Below are 1,353 nucleotides of genomic sequence, written 5' to 3' on the forward strand. Positions count from 1 at the left end.
AGCTAGCAGAGTGTTTCGCATGGGATCCCATCCTTGTCGCGATCGAGTTTTCCGCCCCATGAGCAGTTTTGCAGGTACCAGTTGGCTTCGTCGCAGGAACCGATCTGCTTGCACGTTCTCCGCGGCTCGCAAGAATAGCCGCTCTGCGCGACCAGCTTACGGTTGATGATGCCCCATTGGCGGCTCGACGGCGCCGCGCCGTCGGCGTGCGCAGCTCGCCATTCCCAGGGTGCCTGAAACGTCCCGGCCCACAGGCCGATCTTTGAGGCTTGGGCTTGCGCCTGCTGGCCCGCATAGGCGCCCTGGCTATAGCGAGGCCAATCCAGCGCCTGGCCGTGCTCGACCATCCAGGCGGCTACGCCCGCGCCGTCAGCGCGCCGACAATCGCCGACAAAGCGGTGGTAGCGGTCCCACGTCACGAATGTGCATTCGAGCGGCCTCGACGCGGCCAGGAAAGTGTCCAGCGCTTCGGCCGATCGCCGGCCGCAAGAATACTCAGCGCCATTCGCATCGCGGCACAGCTGCCGGCTCTCTGGCGCGTCGATGCCGTTGAAACGGACGCGCTGGCCGTGAATTTCGATCGTATCGCCGTCAATGACGGAAGCGACACCGGTAAGCGAGGCGGGCGCCGCCCTTCGTGGGCTGGCCTTTGATGCATCGTCGCTACGTCGCGCGCCCGACGGCGCCAGGAAGGCAGCCACTGCCGCCGCTGCCGTAAGACCGAGCATTGCCGGCACGCTCGCAAGTTGGCGCCGCCACAGCTTGGCACCGGTGGGTCTCTGCCACCGATTGAATCGATATTTGCGGTATGGCCTGCTCATCCGCTACGCCGACCAGCCCGGCCATGCGCTGTCGACCATGGGCAGGCCGGCGCAATAGTAGTCGTCAACGAACCGCCCGGTGGACCGGTCGCGGCAGCGCCAGATGACGCTGTAGTTCTGGCCATAGAATTGGTCCCACGCGACGCCATAGGTTTGTGGTGGCGGTGGCCGGTAATATGTTCCGCCTCCATAGCCGTTGTTGGCAGCGACACCCACAGCTGCGCCGCCGACAGCCGCGACCGCTATGCCTGTCGCGACAGCATTGTCGGTTTGCACAAGCCTGGTGCACTTCTCTGCTGTTGCGCGCCTGCGCACTAGAAGGGCCGATACCCGACTACGATACTGTTCGTCCGTGCTGCTGGCGAGAACGTGACACAGCGCAACGGTATTCATTGCCGTGAGATCGCTGTCCGACACGACAGCGCTCGTAGAGCAGCCGCTGACGCACAGGGCTGCACTTGCGATGAGTGCTCCAATTTTCATGTGAATTCCCCCAAACAAATATTGGGGCGAGTCCGACCTAGAAGTCCAG

At 63.6% G+C, this 1,353-nt stretch carries 2 protein-coding genes; both read right to left on the reverse strand.

What is annotated here, in order from left to right; all coding sequences use genetic code 11:
* Window positions 1-2: 2 nt before the first annotated feature.
* Window positions 3-728, reverse strand: coding sequence for a thermonuclease family protein (locus NKI25_RS36190; protein WP_353000956.1), 726 nt, complete (start codon window positions 726-728; stop codon window positions 3-5).
* A gap of 96 nt (window positions 729-824) precedes the next feature.
* On the reverse strand, window positions 825-1,304 hold the full coding sequence (locus NKI25_RS36195; RefSeq protein ID WP_352739856.1) for a hypothetical protein: 480 nt from the start codon (window positions 1,302-1,304) through the stop codon (window positions 825-827).
* Between the last annotated feature and the right edge of the window lie 49 nt (window positions 1,305-1,353).

The organism is Mesorhizobium sp. M0808 (assembly GCF_040320025.1).
Lineage (GTDB): Bacteria > Pseudomonadota > Alphaproteobacteria > Rhizobiales > Rhizobiaceae > Mesorhizobium.